This is a genomic window from Halomonas sp. H2 (assembly GCF_050215315.1).
Classification (GTDB): Bacteria; Pseudomonadota; Gammaproteobacteria; order Pseudomonadales; family Halomonadaceae; genus Vreelandella.
In genome coordinates this window covers 1194076-1214013 of record NZ_CP189760.1, presented here as the reverse complement: position 1 = coordinate 1214013, position 19938 = coordinate 1194076, and the positions used below count along the sequence as shown (strand labels likewise).

Here is a 19938-nt window from a genome sequence, read left to right as displayed (position 1 = left end):
AATTAAAAAAGCGCAAGGCTCTTATACTAAGCCTTGCGCTTGACGTCTTGATGACACTTACCGCTAAAGCGTTATTCTTGGTCGGTGACCGCGCCGGTGCTAGCGGAGCTAACCAAGCGCGCATATTTAGCCAACACGCCGCGAGTATAGCGGGGTTCCGGCTGCTGCCACGCTGCGCGACGACGGTTCATTTCATCTTCAGATACATCTACATCGATGGTATCCGCTTCCGCATCAATGGTGATGATGTCGCCATTTTCTACCAGCGCCAGCGGGCCGCCATCGAAGGCTTCCGGTGACACGTGGCCGACCACAAAGCCGTGGCTGCCACCCGAGAAGCGTCCATCAGTGATCAGCGCGACGTCGTTACCCAAACCGCGGCCCATAATCGCGGATGTCGGCGTGAGCATTTCGCGCATACCCGGGCCGCCTTTCGGGCCTTCGTAGCGAATCACCACGACATCGCCAGCGACCACGGTGCCGTCGTTAATGCGCGCCTGGGCCTCTTCTTCCGAGCCAAATACCCGCGCCGAGCCAGAGAAGCGCGTGCCCTCTTTGCCGGTAATTTTCGCCACTGCGCCTTCCGGTGCCAGGTTGCCGTAAAGCATACGCAAATGGCTTTCCGCTTTAACCGGGTTGCCCAACGAGGCAATAATGGGTGGCTCAGCCGGATAAGACTCGACCTTAGCCAAGTTCTCTTCAAGCGTTTTACCCGTAACGGTTAAACACTCGCCGTTGAGCAGGCCTGCATTCAGTAGCATTTTCATCAGCGGCTGAATACCGCCAATCGCCACCAGCTCGCTCATCATGTAATGACCGCTAGGGCGAAGATCAGCAAGCACCGGCACGCGCTTACCAATTTCGGTAAAGTCAGCCAGGGTGAGCTCAACACCAATGGTGCGCGCCATGCCGATAAGGTGCAGTACCGCGTTGGTTGAACCACCCAGGGCAATTACCACAGTAATCGCATTCTCAAACGCCGCGCGGGTCATGATATCGGAAGGTTTAATATCGTCGGCTAACAGCGCCAGCACCGCCTCGCCCGCCGCTTTACAGTCATCGCGCTTCTCTTGGGAGATGGCATTTTGCGCGGAGCTGCCCGGCAAGCTCATGCCTAATGCCTCAATCGCAGAAGCCATTGTATTAGCGGTGTACATGCCGCCGCATGAACCAGGACCGGGAATCGCCGTCTCTTCGATGTTTTTAAGTTCGATTAAATCGATATCGCCACGCGAGTGCGCGCCCATCGCTTCAAATACCGAGACAATATCGGTGTGCCCTTTACCGGGCATGATGGTGCCGCCGTAAACAAACACGCTGGGGCGGTTCAAACGCGCCAGGCCCATCATGCAACCCGGCATGTTCTTATCGCAGCCACCAATTGCCACTAGGCCATCAAAACCTTCACAGCCCGCGACGGTTTCGATCGAATCGGCGATCACTTCCCGCGATACCAGCGAGTACTTCATGCCTTCGGTGCCGTTGGCAATACCATCGGAAATCGTGATGGTATTGAAAATCACCCCTTTACCACCGCCCGCATCGGCGCCATCGCGGGCAAACTCGGCCAGTTCATTAATATGGCTATTGCACGGCGTCACCATGCTCCAGGTAGAGGCAATACCCACCTGGGGCTTTTTGAAATCTTCGTCATTAAAGCCCACAGCGCGCAGCATCGCACGGCTAGCGGCTTTGCCGGGGCCATCGACCACTTGAGCAGAGTGGCGGCGGGAATTATTGGTAGGCTCGGTCATTAGGCTCTCTCTTCGCATTGTTCACGGTATTTGCATAGCTTGGCGATATTATCCTAATCCCGCAAGATGATTAACTTATGGCACCATGCACTTAGCCACCGCCTCAGCCGTGAAGGAATCATCCACTAAGCTGCTCAGCCATTAGGGAACATCGCGCATGCCTGCAAACCCGCTACTGTCACAAACACCGTTAGCGCCTGGCTTTATGGTGGTGCACGCCAATCGCCTGGAAGATTTGCGCGGTTTGGCGGTGGAGTGGATGCGCCGACACCCGCTTTCGCCGCTGGAGAATGAGACCATTCTGGTGCAGAGCAACGGTATCGGGCAGTGGCTAAAACTGGCGCTGGCGGAAGATCCGGCCCAAGGTGGCGCAGGCATAGCGGCGGCGCTGAACGTCACGCTGCCCGCGCGCTTTTTATGGCAAGCCTATCGCACGGTGCTGACCCAACTGACGGCAGACGCTGAGGCAGTGCCCGAAACCTCGCCGTTTGATAAGTCGCGGTTGATATGGCGCTTATTGCGCCTGCTGCCCAGCCTTGCCGAGCAGGAAGCCTTCGCACCCCTGGCGCGCTTTTTAGAGGTCGATCGCGACCAACGCAAGCACTACCAACTGGCCGAGCGGCTGGCGGATCTGTTCGACCAGTACCAAGTGTATCGTGCCGACTGGCTGGACGCCTGGGCCAAGGGCAACGATGTACTGATCACCGCCCGAGGCGAGGCCCGCCCGCTGGAAGCACACCAGCTATGGCAGCCAGAACTGTGGCGCGCGCTGCGCGACGATGTGGCTAATAATCTAGGCCAAGCGGGCCTTAACAGCAGCCGCGCCCAAGTGCACAGCCGCTTTCTGGAAGCCGCCGTTCAGCTTGAAGGCCAAGCGTGCCCACCCGGCTTGCCCCGGCGATTGATCATTTTCGGCATCTCATCGCTGCCGCAACAGACGTTAGAAGCCCTGGCGGCGCTCTCACGCTGCTGCCAGATCGTGCTCTGCGTGCACAACCCATGCCAGTACTACTGGGCGGATATCATCGAGCACAAAGACCTACTCCGCGCCAGCCGCTACCGCCAGCGGCGCAAGGCCGGCATGCCCGACGCCCTGGACGTGCTCGGCACCGGCGATGCCGACGACGCCCTGCACCTACACGCCCAACCACTGCTGGCCGCCTGGGGCAAACAGGGGCGCGACTACCTGCGCTTACTCGACGAACACGACGACGCGGGCAACTACCAAACGCTTTTCGAGCAGCAGGCGCTGCGCATCGACATGTTCGAGCCGTTCAGCGGCGAAGAGCGCAACTGCCTGCTCAGCCAGCTACAGGACGATATCCGCGAGCTGCGCCCAGTGGCGGAAACCCAAACCCACTGGCCCGCGCTCGACCCGGCCAGCGACGACTCCATCGTGTTCCATGTCGCCCACGGCCCCCAACGGGAAGTGGAGATCCTTCACGATCAGCTACTGGCGGCCTTCAGCGCCGACCAGGCTTTGCGCCCGCGGGATATCATCGTGATGGTGCCGGATATCGACCGCTACGCGCCGCATATTGAAGCCGTGTTCGGCCAACTCGCCAGCGACGACCCACGCTACATTCCCTACACGCTTTCGGATCAGGCCAGCCGCCACCGCCTACCGCTGATGATTGCGCTGGAAAAACTACTGCGCCTGCCAGAACTTCGCCTGTCAGTGAGCGACCTGCTGGATCTACTGGAAGTGCCCGCGCTGCGCACCCGCTTTGGTATCGACGAGCACGACCTGCCCACCCTTAGCCGCTGGATTGAGGGCGCAGGTATTCGCTGGGGGCTCAATGCCGAGCAGCGCACCCGGCTGGATTTACCCGAGGGGCTAACCCAGAACACCTGGGCCTTTGGCCTGCGCCGCCTGCTGCTGGGGTATACGGTGGGCAGTGCCGAGGCGTGGCAAGGCATAGAGCCATTCGACGATATTGGCGGGCTGGAAGCATCGCTGGCAGGCCCTCTAGCGAACCTGTTGGAGAAGTTGGAAAATACCTGGGAAACCTTCTGCCAGCCTACCGACGCCGCCACCTGGGTGGCCCGGCTGCGTGAGTTACTAGAGACCTATTTCCTGACCGACGACGCCCAGGAAAGCGTCATGCTCACCAAGCTGGAGAGCGCGCTGCAGCAGCTGTTGGACAGCACCGAAGAGGCCGCGCTTTTTGACCCGCTGCCGCTTTCCATGGTGCGCGAACACTGGCTGGGGCAAATCGATGAGCACAGCCTTTCTCAGCGGTTTTTGGCGGGGGCAGTCAACTTCGCCACGTTGATGCCGATGCGGGCCATTCCCTTCAAACACGTGTGCCTGCTGGGCATGAACGATGGCGAGTATCCGCGCTCGCAGCCGCCGCTGGATTTTGACCTGATGGGCAGCGACTACCGCCCCGGCGACCGCTCGCGGCGCGAAGATGACCGCTACCTGTTTCTGGAAGCGCTGCTCTCCGCCCGCCAACAGCTCTACATTAGTTGGGTGGGCCGCAGCCAGATAGACAACAACCCCATGCCGCCCTCGGTGCTGGTCGGCCAGTTGCGCGATCACCTGGAAGCGGGCTGGCACACGCAAAACGGCGAGCCGCTGCTTAAGGCCCTGACCACCGAGCACCCGCTGCAACCGTTCAGCCGACGCTACTTCTCTTCCCAAGCCAGCGACTCCCCCGCCCAGGCACGTTTATTCACATACGCCCACGAGTGGCACGCCCTGCACGCCCCAAGAGATACAAAAAATGCAGGCGCAACCCCAGCGCGGCTTGAGGCGGATAACCAACAACAGGTTTCCTTAACCCTTGCCCAGCTAGGTAGTTTTCTACGCGAACCGACCAAAGCGTTTTTCAATAACCGCCTGGGCGTCTACTTCGAGCAGGAAGAACTCACCCAACTGGACGTTGAGCCCTTCACCCTGGACGGGCTACAAAACTGGCAGTTGCAGGATCAGTTAATCGCCGCCCAGCGCCACGCCGTGGATAACGGCCAACCGCGAGTGGAAGCACTGCACGCAGCACTGGAACGTTTTAAAGGCCAGGGCGTGCTAGCCGTGGGTGCCTTTGGCGAGCGGATGCGCGAAGCGTTGGCAGAACCAATGGATGCCCTGTTTGGCGCTTACGAAGAAGCGTTGCAAGAGTGGCCTCAAGTAGTGGCGGTGCCCCAGGCGGTGCATGTTGTTGAAAGAGCTGAAGGGCAAGTAACACTGGAAGATTGGCTAGGAGAACTGCGCCAGGATGAGGCGGGCAACCGCTGCCGCCTGCTACTGCTCAGCAGCAGCCTGGTCAGCCAGGGGCGTGGCCGTGGTCAGTATCGCTGGCAACACCTGCTGCGCCCATGGGTCGCCCACTTGGCGGGCAATAGTGAGCGCCCTATGACCACCCAGCTACTTTCCAAAGCGGGCCATGTGCGGCTGGAACCGTTAGAGGCCGAGAATGCCCGCTACCAGCTAGATGCCCTACTCAGCGCCTGGTGCGATGGCATGCAGGCACCGCTTCCGCTGGCTCCTCAAGCCGCTTTCGCCTGGCTGGCCAAACAAGGTACGCCGGAATCCGAAGACGATAGCGCAAGGGAGAGCGACGCCTACGCCGCCGCCGAAACCGCCTATGAAGGCGGCCGCTTCCAAACCGGCGAAGTTGCCCAAAGCGCCTACCTTTCCCACCAATGGCCAAACTTTGACCGGCTATTTATTGAGCGTGCTCTGGGCCACAGCTTCGCCTCACTGACCGAAGCGCTTTACGCGCCGCTACACAGGTCGGTGAAGGATTAATCATTATTCTGATTTAGCGACAATATTCGCTTCGCCAGCGAGATCATCTCCGGGTCGCCGGTGTTTTTTTCCGGCACATCGGAAAGCTTAATCACCGGCAACCAGCCTTGCCCTTCGGGGCGCGCCTCAACCATCTTGACCACCATATTCATCGGCTCGACGCCCACATCATTGGTGAAGTTGGTGCCGATACCAAACGCCATCCCGATGCGCTCTTGGCAAAAAGAGTGAATGCGCTCAATCTTTTCCGGCGTTAACGCATCCGAGAAGATAATCGTCTTGCTCAGCGGATTGATGCCCAGACGCTCATAGTGCGCAATGGTCTGGGAAGCAAAATCGAAAGGGTCGCCGCTATCGTGGCGAACGCCATCGAACAGCTTGGCGAACTTCTTATCGAAGCTGTCGAAAAAGGCCCGCGAGGTAAAGGTATCGGTCAAGGCAATACCGAGATCACCGCGGTACACATCCACCCAATGTTCCAGGGCTAGGCTGTTGGCCATTTTGAAACCGAAGCGGGCGCCGTGGAACATAAACCACTCATGGGCGTGAGTGCCTATGGGTTTAACCCCGTGTTGCATGGCTAGCAACACATTACTGGTGCCGGTAAACGCTTCGCCGCCGTGATGGCGCAGCGCACCCACCACACGGTCATGAACATCAAACGAGAAACGCCGACGGGTGCCGAACTCGGCAATCTTCAAACCTAAGTGGCGGTAGAGTTCGATCTTCTCCTGAGCCCGCTGCTCGATCATCGCATCGGCCTCATCCGTGATCGTAACACCGCGCACTTGATACCAAAGTTCGCTGATCAACGCCATCAGCGGCACTTCCCAGAGAATGGTGCGGTACCAAGGCCCTTCGATGATCACCGAAAGATCACTGCCCTGCTGCTCAATGATTACCTCGCTAGGGTTGTAGTGGAACCCGGCAAGAAAGTCGAGATAGGTAGGATCGAGATAGGGGCATGTCGTTTCGAGGTAACGCTTCTCTTCATCACGCAGGCGAAGATCCGCCATCTGGTCGACCTCGCGACGCAGCGCGGCACCAAAGCCTTCAGGAAAAGCGTGCTCGCCACGATTGATAAAGGCGTAACGCGCATGGGCATAAGGGAAGCGTTTGATCACAGCGTTCTGCATCGTGATCTTATAGAAGTCATTATCCAGCAGCGATGTCAGCATGAGATCCCATCGTTAGAGTGAACCGAAGCCGCCGGTAGCGTAAACTCATTGCACCAAGAGTGGCTCGGCGACAAGATTATCAGGTGGCGGGGTTCTCATACAGTCTAGGCCCCATGTTGGGCCGATTTGCTTTCTGTTGTCAGCGTCCGGAGATCAGTGATGAGCCAGCCCGAACCACTCAATCCATTGAACCTCCCGCTTCACGGCAGCCGCCTGATAGAGGCAAGCGCGGGCACCGGCAAAACATTCACCATCGCCCTGCTCTACGTGCGGTTGGTACTCGGCGGCCACAGCGTTGACGACGACACCGCGTTTATCCGCCCGCTCACGCCGCCGGAAATCCTGGTCGTTACCTTCACCAACGCCGCCACCCAAGAGCTACGCGAACGCATCCGCAACCGGCTGGTAGAAGCAGCAGAAGTGTTTCGAGCTGAGGACGTAGAAGGAGGGGCGCCGGGGGCAAGCCGTAGTGGAGGTCATTCAACAGGGCCGGAAAATGTTCCCGACGATTCCGGCATTCCCGCCATCCATGGCGGTCAGATGTCTCAAGTAGCGCCCACGGATGGGTTCACAGCGCCTCCACGTAGGCTGGCCGCCGGGGAAGCCCCGGTTGCACTAGATCCGTTGCTACTAGAACTCCGCGACCAATACGACCCCGCCACCTGGCCCGCCTGCTCCCGGCGCCTGGCCCTGGCTGCCGAATGGATGGACGAAGCCGCGGTTTCCACCATCCACAGCTGGTGCTACCGCATGCTGCGCGAACACGCCTTCGACAGCGGCAGCCTGTTCTCCCTCAACCTGGAAAACGACCAGCGCGAACTGGAGCAGGAAGTGGTGCGCGACTACTGGCGCAGCTTCTACTACCCCCTGGACAGCGACGCCCTCGGCATTGTCACCCGCTACTGGAAATCACCGGACGACCTGCACGCCCCGCTGCAACGGCTACTGCCCGAAAGCGAAGCGTTGGGCGACAAAAAGCCCGAACCCAGCGAGACCCTGGCCGCCACCCAGGCCGAACGCGCCGCCCAGCTCAGCGAACTCAAAGCCCCCTGGCCCGCCTGGCTGGACGAACTGGTACCCGCCCTGGAAGACGCCGCCACGCGCAAAGCCTTCAAGGGCCAAAGCTTCAACGCCAAAAGCCGCGCCAACTGGCTAGGCGCACTACGCGAGTGGTGCGAAACGGATGCCGACCGCCCCGCGCTCACCGACGCCGCTTGGAAACGCATGACACCCGACGGCATGGCCGACATCTGGAAAGACGGCACACCGCCCTGCCCGCAGGCATGGGAAGCGCTGGCACAACTACCCAAAGCACTGGATTCCCTGCCCGAGCCGCGCAACGACCTGCTGATTCACGCCGTACAGTGGTGCCGCGCCCGCCTGGAGCGCGAACAGGAACGCCGTGCCGAGATGGGCCCCAACGACCTGCTCACCCATTTGGATCGCGCCCTAAAAGGCCCCAACAAAGAGGCCCTGGCCACGCAGATTCAGCGCCAGTTCCCCGTGGCACTGATCGACGAGTTCCAGGATACCGATCCGATCCAGTACCGCATCTTCAACGCCGTGTATGACGTTGCAACGCCCCGGCGCGACAGCGCCATCCTGCTGATTGGCGACCCCAAGCAGGCGATCTACGCCTTTCGCGGCGCGGATATCTTCACCTACCTGCAGGCCCGGCACGACACCGATGGCCGCCACGTCACGCTGGGCACCAACTTCCGTTCCAGCCAAGCCATGGTGGCAGCGGTCAACCACTGCTTCAGCTACGCCGACCAGCACGATGCCAGCGCCTTTCTGTTCCGTGCCGATGGCGGCGACAACCCGCTGCCGTTCAGCCCCGTCAACGCCAAAGGCACCAAGGATACGCTGGTACTCAACGGTAAGCCGCTAGCAGCGATGACCCTGTGGCCACTTGAAAGCGAAGAGCCGCTCTCCAAAACCGCCTACCAAACCGAGATGGCCGAGCGCTGCGCCTCGCACATGGCCTCGCTACTGGAAGCAGGCCGCCAACAACAGGCGGGCTTTGCGAAAGGCGCTGATGACAGCCACGATAACGGAGAGCAACCATTCACTCCGTTGGCCCCTTCGGACATGGCCGTGCTGGTCAACGGCCTGCAGGAAGCACGGGCGATTCGACTGGCGCTGGCCAGCCGGGGCATCAAGAGCGTCTACCTTTCCGATCACGACAAGGTGTTCAGTTCCCCCATTGCCCCGCAGCTAGCCATTTGGCTGCGCGCCTGCGCCGAGCCCCAGGCCAACTCCCGCCAGGCGGAAGCCAAGCTGCGCGCCGCCCTGGCAACGCCGGTGCTTGGGCTGAGCCTTGAAGAACTCGACCACCTCAACCAGAGCGAGCTGGCCTGGGAAGCGCGGGTCGAGCAGTTCAGCGACTACCACCGCCTGTGGCAGCGCCAGGGCGTGCTGCCGCTGGTGCGCCGATTGATGGTCGATTTTGATATCGCTGCACGGCTGTTGGCGGAGTCCGCCGAGGGTGAGCGTTTGCTAACCGACCTGCTCCACCTGGGTGAAATGCTGCAGCATGCCAGCCAGGAGCTGGATGGCGAACACGCGCTGATTCGCTTTCTAGCCGAAGCCATTGCCGACCCGGACAGCCACGGCGACAGCCACAAGCTACGCCTGGAGAGCGATGCCGACCTGGTCAAAGTAGTGACCATTCACAAATCCAAGGGGCTGGAGTACCCGCTGGTGTTCCTGCCGTTTATCGCCAACCACCGCCCGGTCAGCGACACCGACCTGCCGCTGCGCTGGCACGATAGCGACGGCACGCTGCAACTCAGCCTGAGCGCCGATGAAGCTACGCTTGCCACCGCTGACCGCGAACGCCTGGGTGAAGACCTGCGCAAGCTCTACGTGGCACTCACCCGCGCCCGCCACGCCACCTGGCTGGGGCTGGCAGCGATGAAAGGCGGCGAGAACAGCGCCATCGGCCACCTAATCAACGGCGGCAAGGCCATCGCCCCTAGCGCGTTTACCCACGCGCTAAGCGAACTGGTGAAAGGCAGCGATATCGCGCTAAGTGCCGCCCCAGAACCCACGGCGCTGCGCTTCACCCCAGCGCCGGAACAGCAGGCACTGGGCCATGCCCGCACACCGCTGCGCCCCGCCCGTGAACAGTGGTGGATCGCCAGCTACTCGGCGTTGCGCACCTCAGGGGCTGTTTCAGAAACGATGCCAGGCGCGGCGCTGCCAACGCCCGCGCCGGAACCCACCACGCCCCAGGAAGCCACCACCCTGGAAGTGCTGGATGAACCCCACGACAACGCCATCAACACCGAAGCGTTTCACCTGCACCGATTTCCGCGTGGCCCAGGCCCCGGCACCTTCCTGCATGGATTGCTGGAGTGGGCGGGCCAACTAGGTTTCAACAATGCGCTGAAGGACCCCGCCGCCCGGGAAGATATGCTGAGGCGGCGCGTGCAACTGCGCGGCTGGCAAGCATGGCACGACACCCTGGCGGGCTGGCTAGAAGAACTGCTCGCCACGCCGCTTCCCCTGCCTCTTTCCACGTCCCCGTCCCTGACAGAGCCCAGCGAAGGCAGCCAGGTGGCGCTATGTGAACTCGAAAGCTATCAGGTTGAACTGGAGTTCTGGTTTGCCGCGCACCAGGTACAGACGCGCAAGCTGGATGAGCTGGTCAGCGACCACTTACTGCCAGGGGTATCACGCCCCGTATTGGATGCCGACACCCTCAACGGCATGCTCAAGGGCTTTATCGACCTCGCCTTTGAGCATGAAGGCCGCTTCTACGTGCTCGACTGGAAATCCAACTACCTGGGCAGCGACGACAGCGCCTACACCACCGACGCCCTACGCGATGCCATGCTCGAAAAACGCTACGACCTGCAAGCGGCGCTATATATGCTCGCCCTCCACCGGCTGCTGAAAGCGCGCCTGCCCGACTACGACCCGCACCAACACCTGGGCGGCTCGATGACGGTATTTCTGCGCGGCAGCCGCACCACCGCCCGCGGCGTACACGCCGTGCCAGCGCCGGTTGCGCTAATCAAAGCGCTGGATGCACTCTTCGCAGGCTCAGCAACAGAGTCGTCAGCTAGCAACCTGGAGGCACTGGCATGAGTAAGCGAGACACGGCTTCCAAGAACGAGTCCATGAACTTTGACCTGTTCGCCGATGACGCGCCGCCCGCTGTACCTGATTCAACCGTATCGGCAACACCACCGACAGAATCAGCCGCCAGTGCTGCCCAGCCGCACCCAGCGCTCAGCGATACCGCCGCGCTATTCCTACTGTGTGAGCGCTGGGTTTCCCGCGGCTGGCTGCGGGATCTGGATCTGGCCCTGGTGCGCTTTCTCGACCGTGAAACCCAAAACGCCCCGCCGCTACTGTTGCTGGGCGCGGCGCTGGCCAGCCACCAGCTTGGCCGAGGCCATGTGTGCCTGGATGTAGCCGCTACGCTGGAAGCCCCGGATTTTGCGCTTTCGCTGCCGCCGGAAGGCGACGACCTGAACGACCCGCCGCCGCTGCCCAGCCATGTGCTAGCTACGCTAACGCTGCCCGAGTGGCAGGCCGCGCTCAACCACCCCACGCTGATCAGCGACGGCCCCGGCAATACGCCCCTGGTACGCAGCGATGGCCAGAACACTACACGTCTCTACCTGCGCCGCTACTGGCAATTCGAGCAGACCCTGCACCAGGAGATCGCCACACGCCTCAGCGCGGATAGCCCGATGCATAGCTCGATGGATAGTCCGGTGTATAAGTCAGAGGAATCGCCGCTACTCAAAAGCGCGCTGGATGCCCTATTCCCACCCAACGACACATTGGATTGGCAAAAAGTAGCCTGTGCCCTTGCTGCCCGCAGCTCGTTTGCGATCATCACCGGCGGCCCCGGCACCGGCAAAACCACCACCGTGGTGCGCCTGCTGGCCCTGCTGCAAACCCTGCAACTGGCCCAGCCCAACGCTCACCCGCTACGCATACGCCTGGCTGCCCCCACCGGCAAAGCCGCCGCACGGCTGAATGAATCCATCGCCGGGCAGGTGAATGAACTACCCCTTAGCGGGTTGGAATCGCTATTAGATGAGCACTCCGACGCCTCCTCATCGAACGCAATAGACATTCCGACAGAAGTGACCACGATCCACAGGCTACTTGGCGCCCGCGCCGACACCCGCCACTTCCGCCATAACGCCGCCAACCCACTGGCGTTAGATGTGCTGGTGGTGGATGAAGCTTCGATGGTGGATATCGAAATGATGACGGCGCTGCTCAGCGCCCTGCCCGCCAGCGCCAAGCTGGTGCTGCTGGGGGATAAAGACCAGCTGGCATCCGTAGAGGCAGGCGCCGTACTGGGCGACCTATGCCGCCGCGCCAACGCCGCCCACTACACACCCGCCACGGCGCAGTGGCTGGCCGAACTCACCGACCACCCGCTGCCGGATGAATTAATCGACCAGGAAGGCCAGCCGCTGGACCAAGCCATTACCATGCTACGGGTAAGCCACCGTTTTACTGAAACAAGCGGCATCGGCCAGCTCGCCCAGGCGATTAACCAGCCGTTAAGTGAGGCATTGCGGGAACGGGATAAACACCAAGCCGTGCATGGCGTACTGAATAACGGCTACGCCGACCTGCACCACTTGGTTTTAAAGCCAGACGCGCAAAACGAAGACAGCGCCCTGGAGCGCCTGGTAATCACCGGCAGCCCGCAACGTTTTCCCAACGCAGGCGAAGGCCGCACCAATTTCAAGGGCGATCCAATGGCACCGCCCACCGGCTACCAACACTACCTGAATACCCTAGCGAGTGAACGGCCTGATACGGCCATGACGTTTGAAGAGAACGGTAAAACTTACGATGCCTGGGCGAAGCAAGTACTTAAGGCCTACAGCCGCTTTCAGCTGCTATGCGCACTACGCAAAGGCCCCTGGGGGGTAGAAGGCTTAAACCTGCGCATCGCCAAAACATTGCGGCGCGAAAAGCTGCTGTTCGGCAACGATCACACATTAGAAAAAGGCTGGTTCGAAGGCCGCCCGGTGCTGGTCACGCAAAATGATTACGGCTTAAAGCTGATGAACGGCGATATCGGCATCACAATGGCGGTGCCTGATCCCCGCACTCCGAATAAATCATTACTGCGCGTCGCCTTTCCGACCAGCGACCCGGAAAACCCCATTCACTGGGTGCTGCCTTCCCGCCTGCACGCGGTAGAAACCGTGTTCGCGATGACGGTACATAAATCACAAGGCTCAGAATTTCAGCACACCTCCCTGCTGCTACCGCAAACACCCAACCCGATTCTCACCCGCGAGCTGGTCTACACCGGCATCACCCGCGCCCGCGATTGGCTCACGCTGATCGAAGCCAAACGCGGGATATTGAATGATGCGGTGACTAGGGAGGTTATGAGGGTTAGCGGGGTATAGAAACTATAATCAAAACCGACATTATCGATGGTGTCCGTTTTCGGCCCCCCTTTTTTGGCTGACAGCGTAGTACTGTCCATGCAAGCTCTTGACCAGTCGAGTTGATCAGCATGATGGAGTTGAAATTAGCGATGTCCAATAAGGCTACTTGTTTGTCGTTGTTGGCTTTTTAAGGGCTAGATTGGCCTAGCCCATAAGGAAATTGCATGGGGCAAGATAAGTCAGTCGCTCTACTCCTTGGTACTCACTACAGGCACCATAGCTTGAGATTATTAACGTCAGTACATAAGCCGAGGGAGTCATATGCGACAGCATCCGTTTATCATTCAGGAAAATCCTACCGCCGTACTCGTCGATAATGGCGATTCACCTTTCGAAGTTAGCCCACTATGGCTACGTGAAAGAACCCAGCATCCTGCTCAGTTGGAACCGCTGACCCAGCAGCGTCTGTTTGACTCCCATGCCATTGATGCCGAGCTGACGTTACAACATGCCAAGCCGCTTGATAATAACAGCGTCGCGCTAACATTCAGCGATGGTCATGAAGAGGTCTATAACCTTATTTCGCTCGCGGATGAGATTAATGGCACGACGTCATTCCCAGTTGCCGAACCGTGGGATGCTCGTTTGGACCAATCGGCCCTGCGCTTTGACTGGCAGCGCGTTATTAACGATAACGGTTATTTCAAAGCGTCTTTATCTGCCTATTTACGGTTTGGCTACATCATTCTTTACAACGTGCCTTCCGACCCAGAACGTATTTTGGAAGTAGGTAGCTACTTCGGATATGTAAAAGAAACCAATTTCGGGCGCTATTTTGAAGTGTACTCGCGCCCCGATGGCAACGATCTAGCCTACCGTAGCGTAGCGCTTGGCGCGCATACCGATAATCCCTACCGCAATCCCGTGCCCGGTATACAGCTACTCCACTGCTTGGTTAACGAAACCATGGGCGGTTTTTCTACCCTGGTCGATAGCTTGAAGGTGTTGGAACAGCTGCGTGCAGAAACGCCGGAAGGTTACGAGCTGCTAAAAAGCATGCCGGTCCGCTTTCGCTTTGTCGACGCGGGCACTGAATTAACGACCCAGCGCGCCATGATTCAAACCAACGATGATGGCCATCCAACGGGGGTGCATTACAGCCCGCGTCTGGATGCGTTGCCGCTACTTTCCGATAGCGAAACACGCGTATTCCACCGTGCTCGCCAGCGCTTGGGTGAGCTATTTTCAGACCCCACCTATGAAGCACGTTTCGCGCTCAACGGCGGTGAGCTGATGATGTTCGACAATAGCCGCGTGCTGCACGGTCGAACCAGCTATGACCCAAATGAAGGTCATCGCCACCTGCAAGGCTGCTATTTAGATTCAGACGGCCCGCGTGAACGCTATGCCAGCCTGCTAAAACAGCGCGATACTGCTGAAGAGCCCACTACTGAGGAGATCAGTTAAATGCAACAGGTTTCTTTTCGGCAGATGAAAGACGGCACACGCGAAGAGTACGTGATGCTGGACCGTCTTGAGGAAAAGTTTAACCAGGGCTTAGTTGACCGGTTAATGCAGGCTCTACGCGATTTGGAAAACACGCTAAGTGGCTACCAAATTTCACGCCTTGATCATTCGCTGCAGTCGGCAGCACGCGCTGAAGCCGACGGCGCAGATGACGATATGATTGTCGGTGCCCTGCTGCATGATTTAGGTGATGAGCTGGCCCCCTATAATCATTCTCAGTTGGCAGCTTCTATTGTTCGCCCTTACGTGCGTGGCGAAGTAACGTGGATCGTTCACCACCACGGGCTTTTCCAGAAAATTTACTACGCTCACCATTTTGGTGAAGATCCTAATGAGCGTGACCGCTATAAGAACCATCCGTGGTATGAGAGCTGCGCGCATTTTTGCGAATGCTACGACCAAGCATCTTTCGACCCAGGCTACCCCACGCCACCACTAGAGCACTTTGAACCGCTGTTGCGTCGTGTCTTCTCACGTACGCCCTTTGACCCAGCGGTAATCGGAGAAGAGCAGCCGTTAGAGCTTTAAGACATTGCGATTAGACATTGCCTATTGAGCGGGTGCCATTAATAACGGCGCCCGCTTAAATGCGTTATTAGGCTTTAGGGATCGTCGGCCCATAGACCGGCTCATGAGGATACAATTATCACTACTCCAGACTCTCCTACTCCACCCAATTTGCAGGAAAATAACCCCCACGCGCTCATCACCCTATGTGTCAGCGTAGTTGTCGCCTGAATATTTCAGAGGACAACCATGCCCCATTATTCGCCGGAACGTAAAGAAGCCATTCTCCAGAAGATGGCCCCACCTCACAGTCTGACTGTTGCCGAGTTGGCCAGCCAGGAAGGCATCAGTACCGCAACCTTGTACAATTGGCGTAAAGCCGCCAGAGGACGAGGTGCCGTTTTGCCATCGAATTCAGCTCATCCAGACAAGTGGAGTAGCGAAGAGAAGTTCCGCATTGTTCTGGAAACCGCCCCGATGACGGAGGCGGAACTTAGTGAATATTGCCGTAGGAACGGCCTTTACCCGGAACAAATCGAATCTTGGAAAGCCGCCTGTATGGGCGCCAATGCCCTGTCGGATGAACAGGCCAAGCAGAATCAGCAAGCAGCCAAAGCTGAAAAAAAGCGAGTCAAAAAACTCGAAGCCGAGCTGCGGCGCAAGGAAAAGGCTTTGGCAGAAACGGCTGCACTACTGACGCTGTCAAAAAAAGCCGAGGCGATCTGGGGCCCCAAAGACGAGGACGAATGACCAGCCTCCCGGATCGCCAGCAGGCGGTTACCCTGATCCAAGAGGCTCAGGGTAACCGCCTGCTGGTCAAGGCCTGCGCCTTGCTGAACCTGAGTATACGCACTTATCAGCGCTGGACGGCAGATAAGGCCGTCAGCGCCGATCAACGACCGGTGGTGCCCAGACCAGCACCCACCAATAAACTCTCGGAGGCGGAGCGTCAGGCCGTGGTCTCACTGTGCAACCAGAAGGAATATCGAAGCTGTCCGCCGGCCTTCATCGTTGCGGATCAACTGGATCAGGGTCGCTACCTGGCCTCGGAATCCACCTTCTATCGGGTTCTGCGGGAGAAGGATCAAGTACACCTCAGGGGTCGGCAAAAAGCGCCCCAGAGCAAGCGCAGGGCAACTACACACAAGGCCACAGAACCGAACCAGCTGTGGTCGTGGGATATCTCATGGCTGCCGGGGCCAGCAAAAGGCACCTGGTTCTACCTGTATCTGATGCTGGACGTATTAAGCCACACACCGAAGTGACGAGGCGCGAAGATATGGGTAGACCATTTAACAGGGATTTCGTTGTCAAACACAGGGCTATCCTTTAAAGTGTTGGTTGGTAAATATGCCGACTATGATAGTGCTGACGATTTTCATAATGTTATTCCTGTTGGTTAACCTTGAATGACGTAGCGGAATTTTTTTCGTATTGTCCGTAAAGATAACAACAGGCGTTGAATTAGAAAATAGCCTTATTATCCTATGACAGCAAATCGCCGCTTAAAGGAACAGAAGTAACCTTGCCATTATTGCAAGTAAACCTTATATTTCCATTATTCAAATTGAACTTTGATCTAAATCCTTCAACACCACCAGATTGCTTGGCAATAAGGTTGCCTTGACAGTCAGTGACTTTACTGGCTTCATAAGCCTTGCCATCTTTACAGACAAAATCAGTAGTCCCTTTTGGTAAATTATTAGCTTGCCAAAATCTCTCGGCTCCCGATGGTTTACTACTAATATTCAAGAAATAGCCGTTACAATCGGCTACTATTCCTTGGGCATCTGACAGGTATCCGGTACTCCCTGATAGATAGCTACTATTCCAGTTTTGAAGAGTATCGCAGGCGGTGAGAGAGAGAAGGCAGATACTTGCTAGGATAGTACTAATGATTTTCATAATGTTGCTCCTGTTGGTTAACCTTGAATGACATAGCGGAAAAACATATTTTCCCTATTGTCTATATTAGGGACACTCACATGTGGAAAGCCACTGTTATTACTACTAACATGTAGATAGCGGTTTTTGATGGTCAAGTTGGTAACGTGCAACTGATGGGGGTTGCCATCGGCTTTGTGCATGTTTTTATCCATATAGTCTTTTTTACCGTTTAATGCTAGCGCTTGCGTTTTTAACTCTTTAAAGGTAGAGGATAGCTCTGCTGGCACAGTATACATCTTTAGCTTATTAGAGAGATAAAAGTCGGCAGAGTATTTTTTGATAAAGGTTAGCATTAGATGAGTAGGTACTTTTGGATAGTCTGGGGAGACTTGTTTTCTATCGACACAGCCGCAAGATCGTCGGTCACGAGGTCTATCACAGTGAGACCGGTGAGCTTGCCAGCGAGTTCATCGAGAAGGCCTACTGGCGTGAACACCTGGCGACGAAGGACAAGCCTCTAGTGCTGCACTCCGACAATGGCAGCCCCATGAAGGCCTCGACCTTCTTGGAGAAACTGTACGATCTGGGTATTACGCCCTCGAACAGTCGCCCCCGGGTCAGTAACGACAATGCCTACTCGGAGTCGTTGTTCAAAACCCTGAAGTTCCGCCCGGGGTTCCCGGTAAACGGCTTCAGAACGATCGAGGAGGCCCGTAAATGGGTACTGGCGTTCGTGCGCTGGTACAACACCGAGCACCGACACAGCGCCTTGAATTACGTAACACCTCAGCAACGCCATACGGGCGAAGCTGATCAGATCCTGGCCCAGCGAAAACAGATTATCGAAGCGGCGAAAGCCGAGAACCCGCGTCGCTGGTCTGGTGATATCCGAAACTTCAGCTTGCCGGAATCAGTCACTCTGAACCCGGAAAAGGCGGCCAATTGTTAAAGAGCTGATGACTTAAACGCGACATCTACGTTGACAGACTCCGCCAATAAACGACTGGGATTGCCATGATGCCAGCGATAAGCTTAACAAGTGCCATTTTAAGTCCTATATCACACTGCAAAATACCGATTATCGCGTCCGCAATGACTGCTTTGAGTCAAGAGGCTCCCTATACGCGAGCACTCCTTTTCGGCCAGAAGCGGCCAAAAGCGGCCATTCAGAAAATTTTAATTTAATGCCGTAAGCTAGAAAGGCTATGACTCGTAAACAGGAAAGGCAGCAGAAGTACTGCCTCCTTGACTGAAATGTCAGCATTTAATCCAGCAACTCATATCTGACTTCATTTAGGTAAACTGAATGAGATGAGCCAAAGGCTCTCACCGCATTTATTTCCGATATTGCGCTAGAAAAACTAACCTTTGTCGACTTTGAATTTTCCTTCTGATGATTTGTAATTCCCATTAGTTGATCAGTATATTCGTCAGAGAAGCAAAATACTCGGCTATTAAATGGCTTGATGAGGTAATCAATTACGTATCTAGAGTTCGCAAGCATATTTCTTGATCTATCACCTTTGAATAAATCCAGGTGAAAATTAACTTGCTTGATGGTACTAAAGCTTCGATTTTGTACACGAACTGCAATAGGATAGGAGGGAGAACATTGCTTTGCTATTCCCTCTCTATCGATAGATGCATCAATGTTGTGACCATAAAGAATAGCGAGCACGCCTACTAGGGCTGCTGAAATAGCTAAAATTCCAAAAATCAGTTTCTTCACAGTACACCCTTTTATAAGCGTCGATAACACCTATGTTTTCGGTAAATTAAAGTGTGGTAGAAAATTTATCGGCAATATGTGTTTGTTATACAGACGTTTTACAAAACACGCTCTGCTCGATTCTGTGGCTCTTCATGAACCCAAACCTCAATTTCTGAGCCTACAATTTCAATGAGCAAATCCATCGCCCTTTTGCGTGCATTGCCATTTTCCGGGCTGCCATAGATGTAAAGTATTGCCCTCTCATACTCAGCATAATCACGGAAGTTTCGTAAAGTTTCGATGTCCGCACGAATTGCTTTATTGGTAGCATGAACCGGCTTAACTTCAATGACCGCATGGTTTCCATCCATATGCCCAGGCACGTGTACTAAAAAATCTGGTTTTGCGCTATCCAGATCATTTCCTCTAATTAACCTGTGGCCGGCTTTATCAACCTCTCCTCCAAGGGAATAGCCGCAATCTCTTGGCCAAATGCTACGTAACTGGTGGTAAAGCTCGTAACAATAAACCCTCTCCCTGTAAATCGGATCTTCTTGGCCATCTACAGGCAGCTGAAAGTACTGTCGTGGAATCGCAGCTGCAGCTTGAGCAAGAAGTTCAGTCAGGCGATGCATTTATCTCCTTACGTATAACAGTTCATTTATACGTGTAGTGAGCTACAGGATGAAGTGGATAAGTGATTCTGAGTGAACCACCGCAATGGGTCGAAAGGCGTCATTTGCTAATTTTCTCATAAAACGCCACCTTACCCGTTATAGCTTCCATCCCTTCAATCGGCTGTTCGTAGCTCCAGGCAATATCTTTATTTTCACCTAGCGAGAAATACACCGTGCTGCCTTTAAACGGGCAGTGGGTTGTCGTTTCTGAGATGGTGAGCAAATCCAGCCGTACGTCTTCACGCGGAAAATAATGTAATGGCTAGGCGGGTAGCCGATTTCGCGGAGTTCGATGACTTGAATGGAGTTGGCAAGCAGCTTGCCATCAACATGCACCTGCACGCGCTGGCTAACGGGGGAAAGCTCGATGCGTGAGGCATTTTGCATTTAGATTGTCCCTGCGGCGATTTTTCGCTCTATTCATTTAACATTAGCAGCTAAGTTCGATGAAACCCATGCTTAACTCATTAAACTTTAGGCTACTAGGATGACACTGGTTCTAGACATACCTCATTACCTCCCTACCACTGACCTTGGCTAATGCGAAAAGCACGTCT

16 protein-coding genes are annotated in these 19938 nt (G+C 56.5%); 8 read left to right on the top strand and 8 right to left on the bottom strand.

The genetic code is table 11. The features are described 5' to 3' along the window. Window positions 1–71 precede the first annotated feature (71 nt). Window positions 72–1754: a dihydroxy-acid dehydratase gene (gene ilvD / locus ACQE2I_RS05540; RefSeq protein WP_427030460.1), complete on the bottom strand. Its 1683-nt coding sequence runs from the start codon at window positions 1752–1754 to the stop codon at window positions 72–74. 157 nt (window positions 1755–1911) lie between these two features. Here ilvD and recC point away from each other — a divergent pair, with 157 nt between their 5' ends. After that, window positions 1912–5508, top strand: a complete 3597-nt coding sequence (gene recC, locus ACQE2I_RS05535) for an exodeoxyribonuclease V subunit gamma (protein ID WP_427030459.1) — start codon at window positions 1912–1914, stop codon at window positions 5506–5508. Here the strand turns inward: recC and pncB are convergent. Further along, window positions 5505–6686, bottom strand: a complete 1182-nt coding sequence (pncB, locus tag ACQE2I_RS05530; protein WP_427030458.1) for a nicotinate phosphoribosyltransferase — start codon at window positions 6684–6686, stop codon at window positions 5505–5507. The two genes, recC and pncB, sit on opposite strands and share 4 nt — an antisense overlap. Before the next feature lie 159 nt (window positions 6687–6845). Here pncB and recB point away from each other — a divergent pair, with 159 nt between their 5' ends. The 6 genes from recB (at window position 6846) to ACQE2I_RS05500 (ending at window position 16371) form a co-directional block, all read left to right on the top strand. Then, complete coding sequence (gene recB / locus ACQE2I_RS05525; RefSeq protein WP_427030457.1) at window positions 6846–10781, top strand: exodeoxyribonuclease V subunit beta; 3936 nt, start codon at window positions 6846–6848, stop codon at window positions 10779–10781. Window positions 10782–10813: 32 nt separating this feature from the next. Then, window positions 10814–13090: an exodeoxyribonuclease V subunit alpha gene (gene recD / locus ACQE2I_RS05520; protein WP_427031391.1), complete on the top strand. Its 2277-nt coding sequence runs from the start codon at window positions 10814–10816 to the stop codon at window positions 13088–13090. A 303-nt stretch (window positions 13091–13393) separates the two neighbouring features. Further along, on the top strand, window positions 13394–14539 hold the full coding sequence (locus ACQE2I_RS05515; RefSeq protein ID WP_427030456.1) for a TauD/TfdA family dioxygenase: 1146 nt from the start codon (window positions 13394–13396) through the stop codon (window positions 14537–14539). Further along, complete coding sequence (locus ACQE2I_RS05510) at window positions 14540–15127, top strand: HD domain-containing protein (RefSeq protein WP_427030455.1); 588 nt, start codon at window positions 14540–14542, stop codon at window positions 15125–15127. A 228-nt stretch (window positions 15128–15355) separates the two neighbouring features. Beyond that, window positions 15356–15856, top strand: coding sequence for a transposase (locus ACQE2I_RS05505; RefSeq protein WP_427030454.1), 501 nt, complete (start codon window positions 15356–15358; stop codon window positions 15854–15856). Then, window positions 15853–16371 (top strand): hypothetical protein, encoded by a 519-nt coding sequence (locus ACQE2I_RS05500; protein WP_427030453.1) that lies wholly within the window; start codon window positions 15853–15855, stop codon window positions 16369–16371. The genes ACQE2I_RS05505 and ACQE2I_RS05500 overlap by 4 nt, the downstream gene beginning before the upstream one ends. A gap of 220 nt (window positions 16372–16591) precedes the next feature. On the opposite strand, the gene ACQE2I_RS05495 is transcribed toward ACQE2I_RS05500, so the two are convergent. Beyond that, window positions 16592–17011 carry a hypothetical protein gene (locus tag ACQE2I_RS05495; RefSeq protein ID WP_192529628.1) on the bottom strand — a complete coding sequence of 140 codons (420 nt, stop codon included), beginning with the start codon at window positions 17009–17011 and terminating at the stop codon, window positions 16592–16594. Between the two features lie 17 nt (window positions 17012–17028). Further along, on the bottom strand, window positions 17029–17346 hold the full coding sequence (locus tag ACQE2I_RS05490; RefSeq protein WP_427030452.1) for a hypothetical protein: 318 nt from the start codon (window positions 17344–17346) through the stop codon (window positions 17029–17031). Between the two features lie 17 nt (window positions 17347–17363). Between ACQE2I_RS05490 and ACQE2I_RS05485 the strand changes: the two genes are divergently transcribed. Beyond that, entirely contained in the window at window positions 17364–17942 is a 579-nt protein-coding gene (locus ACQE2I_RS05485) for a transposase (protein ID WP_427030451.1), read from the top strand. A 315-nt stretch (window positions 17943–18257) separates the two neighbouring features. Here the strand turns inward: ACQE2I_RS05485 and ACQE2I_RS05480 are convergent, their stop codons facing one another. The 4 genes from ACQE2I_RS05480 to ACQE2I_RS05465 form a co-directional block, all read right to left on the bottom strand. Continuing rightward, window positions 18258–18722, bottom strand: coding sequence for a hypothetical protein (locus ACQE2I_RS05480; protein ID WP_427030450.1), 465 nt, complete (start codon window positions 18720–18722; stop codon window positions 18258–18260). A 98-nt stretch (window positions 18723–18820) separates the two neighbouring features. Further along, window positions 18821–19339, bottom strand: a complete 519-nt coding sequence (locus ACQE2I_RS05475) for a hypothetical protein (RefSeq protein ID WP_427030449.1) — start codon at window positions 19337–19339, stop codon at window positions 18821–18823. Window positions 19340–19439: 100 nt separating this feature from the next. Then, window positions 19440–19604: a DUF427 domain-containing protein gene (locus ACQE2I_RS05470; protein WP_427030448.1), complete on the bottom strand. Its 165-nt coding sequence runs from the start codon at window positions 19602–19604 to the stop codon at window positions 19440–19442. Continuing rightward, a complete protein-coding gene (locus ACQE2I_RS05465) occupies window positions 19538–19768 on the bottom strand; it encodes a hypothetical protein (RefSeq protein WP_427031511.1) in 231 nt (76 codons plus the stop codon). The genes ACQE2I_RS05470 and ACQE2I_RS05465 overlap by 67 nt, the downstream gene beginning before the upstream one ends. Window positions 19769–19938: the final 170 nt, after the last annotated feature.